The sequence below is a fragment of the Dehalococcoidales bacterium genome, from assembly GCA_030698765.1.
Lineage (GTDB): Bacteria > Chloroflexota > Dehalococcoidia > Dehalococcoidales > UBA2162 > JAUYMF01.
In genome coordinates, this window is record JAUYMF010000053.1 from 1 (window position 1) to 3,026 (window position 3,026).

Consider the following 3,026-nt stretch of genomic DNA (forward strand, 5'->3'; position numbering starts at 1 on the left):
CCGCCCGCATAGTTGATGAGGTCGGCATACCGATGATCCTGGTCGGGGACAGCCTGGGCATGGTCATGCTCGGCTATGAATCACCGATACCGGTAACCATGGAGCAGATGCTGCACCATACCAAAGCCGTAGTCAGGGGCAGCCAGAAGGCGATGGTTGTCGGTGATATGCCGTTTATGACCTACCATGTCAGTACGGAAGATGCCTTAAGGAATGCCGCCCGCTTCATTCAGGAAGGCGGCGCCCAGGCTATTAAGCTCGAGGGCGGTGTCACCGTGGCCGAAAAGGTAAAAAGGGTGGTGGAATGCGGCATTCCGGTCATGGGCCATATCGGGCTTACGCCGCAGTCAATTCACCAGTTCGGCGGTTTCCGGGTGCAGGGGAGGAGTCCGGCGGCGGCCATCAAACTGCTGGAAGACGCCAAGGCTCTGGAGCAGGCCGGGGTCTTTGCTATCGTCCTGGAGACGGTCCCCGCCCCCCTGGCAGCGTTAATCACCGAGAAGATAAGTGTGCCTACTATCGGTATCGGGGCCGGCATCGGCTGTGATGGACAGGTACAGGTTATCAATGATATTCTGGGTTCCTTTACCGACTTCATGCCCAAGCACGCCAAGCAGTACGTTAAACTGGCTGACATCATCAAGCAGGCGGTCACTGAGTATTACGATGAGGTAAAAGCCGGCACCTTCCCCACCGAGAAGCAGAGTTTCTCAATGGATGAGAGTGTTCTGGCGGAGTTAAAAGCGAAATAACAATCAGGAGTTTAAGAGGGGCGGAAGCCCCTCCTCCTTACGGCTGTCATTGCGAGGAGCGTAGCGACGAAGCAATCCGTGAGGGGAAGCGCAAACATACCTTACCCGGATTGCTTCACCCTCGGGCTGAACTCGGGCTGAAGCCTCCCGATGAATCGGGATGATCTCGCAATGACAAAATGCACAAGGCGTGTGAAAGAGGGGCGAAGCTCCTCTTCTAAAACCTTCTTCTTATCAGGGGGAAGGGGATAAAGAGGGAGAGAGTCTCCTTAACCTTAAGAGTGTAAGGTAGAAACATGGAACTCGCTGAGACCATCGCCGGTATGCGCCCGATAAGGCAGCACCTCGTCGGCCCGGTGGGTTTCGTGCCCACCATGGGCTACCTCCATGACGGTCACCTGGCACTGGTGAAACGGGCCAAGACGGAAAATACCTCTGTGGTCGTCAGCATCTTTGTCAATCCGACCCAGTTCGGGCCTCAGGAAGACCTGGCCAGCTATCCCCGCGATACGCAGCGTGATTTAGCATTGCTGGAGAAAGAAAAGACCGATGTTGTCTTCATGCCTTCAGCGGATGAGATGTACCCCCCGGGGGCTGAGACCTGGGTGGAAGTAACCGGGATCACCAAAAGGTTGGAAGGCGCTTCCCGCCCTACGCATTTCCGGGGGGTCACTACTGTCGTCGCCAAGCTATTCAACATCGTCCAGCCGGACCGGGCTTACTTCGGGCAGAAAGACGCCCAGCAGGTAACAGTAATCAGAAAGATGGTGGTTGACCTGAATATGCCCCTGGAAATAATCCCCTGCCCTACCGTCAGAGAGAGTGACGGCCTGGCGATGAGCAGCCGTAACACCTACCTTAGTCCCAGGGAGCGCCGGGCAGCGGTCGTCCTCAATCAGGCGCTCCGGCTGACCCGGGAGTCATGGGCACACGGAGAAAAAGACACAGAAAAGCTGCGGCGGTTGATAACAGACCTGATCCGGCAGCAACCCCTGGCGGCGATTGACTATGTCAGCATCGCCGATGCGGAGACACTGGAAGAACTGAACGAAGTCAAGCCTTCGGCACTGGTATCCCTGGCGGTTAAGATAGGCAATACCCGGCTGATTGACAATGTAGTGCTGGAATGACTATCCCGTGACAAACCCGGCTACCAGTCCCTTGATTTCCGCTTCGTTGTCTTTAGTTATATCAAACCAGTGTATTCGGTCGTCCTTAAGCCGGAACCAGCCATACTGGTGGCGAACAAAACGGTGGGTCTCAAATTTAGTCTGCTGGATAGCATCGGCCAGGGAAAGCTCGCCCCGTAAATACAGTCCAATCTGTCTGTAGCCAATACCGGACATCGCCGGCAGGCTGAAATCATAACCCACCTCGACCAGCCGCTTTACTTCGCCAACCAGCCCCTGCTCTATCATATGGTCAACCCTCGAATCAATACGGCGGTACAGCTCGGACCGGTTTGCCGTCAGACCTATGACCATGATTTTGAATGGTGGCGGTTCTCTGTCCCGGAGTCGTGAAAAAGGCGTATCCGCCTGCCTGGACACCTCGAGAGCCCTTATCAGGCGGCGCACGTTACGACGGTCAATCTTCCCTGCGGCCACCGGGTCAACCTCCGTCAGCTCGCGGTAAAGCTCTCCGGCTCCACCGGCGGCAGCTTTCTCCTCCAGGCTACGCCGGAATTCCCGGTCAGGCGGGATGTGGGGTATTTGCCACCCTTCCAGTACCGCCCGGATATAAAGCCCGCTCCCACCCACCAGCAGCGGCAGCCTGCCGCGCCTTTGAATATCCTCAATAGCACTGTAAGCCAGCTGCTGGTACTGTGCCAGGCTGAAGTCTTCATCGATGTCAATTATGTCAACTAAATGATGATGAATGAGGGATTGCTCCCTGCGGTCGGGTTTGGCGGTACCGATATCCATGTGGCGGTATATCTGGCGACTGTCAGCGCTGACTATCTCCCCGTTGAAGTCCTGCGCCAGCCGGATAGCCAGATGGCTCTTTCCGGTGGCGGTGGGCCCCACTATCGCTATCAGGTAGTCCATCTCCGAATCTCAGGATGCAAGAGTAAACTACTTCCTTTTAGCCTTACCTGGATTCAACGCCCTTTGATTATCTGAGCCTGCCTGACCATGCTCAAATACTGGTCTGCTTTCAGGCTCGCCCCCCCGACCAGGGCGCCATCTATCTCCGGCTGCCGGATAAACTCGGCGATGTTATCCGCCGTCACGCTGCCGCCGTAGAGAATACGTACGGATTGTGCCAGAGTTT

Annotated in this window: 4 protein-coding genes; 2 read left to right on the forward strand and 2 right to left on the reverse strand. The window is 56.1% G+C overall.

Annotation, left to right across the window (positions count from 1 at the left end; translation table 11 throughout):
- Both panB and panC read left to right on the forward strand, forming a co-directional pair.
- The coding region (gene panB / locus Q8Q07_02625; GenBank protein MDP3879186.1) for a 3-methyl-2-oxobutanoate hydroxymethyltransferase at positions 1 to 752 on the forward strand (752 nt) is incomplete at its 5' end.
- Positions 753 to 1,048: 296 nt separating this feature from the next.
- Positions 1,049 to 1,882, forward strand: a complete 834-nt coding sequence (gene panC, locus Q8Q07_02630; protein MDP3879187.1) for a pantoate--beta-alanine ligase — start codon at positions 1,049 to 1,051, stop codon at positions 1,880 to 1,882.
- On the opposite strand, the gene miaA is transcribed toward panC, so the two are convergent.
- Together miaA and Q8Q07_02640 are read right to left on the reverse strand one after the other, a co-directional pair.
- Complete coding sequence (miaA, locus tag Q8Q07_02635; GenBank protein ID MDP3879188.1) at positions 1,883 to 2,800, reverse strand: tRNA (adenosine(37)-N6)-dimethylallyltransferase MiaA; 918 nt, start codon at positions 2,798 to 2,800, stop codon at positions 1,883 to 1,885. It abuts the gene before it with no gap.
- A gap of 53 nt (positions 2,801 to 2,853) precedes the next feature.
- The gene (locus Q8Q07_02640) at positions 2,854 to 3,021 is read right to left on the reverse strand and encodes a triose-phosphate isomerase (GenBank protein ID MDP3879189.1); all 168 of its coding nucleotides are present in this window, start codon (positions 3,019 to 3,021) and stop codon (positions 2,854 to 2,856) included.
- Positions 3,022 to 3,026 lie beyond the last annotated feature (5 nt).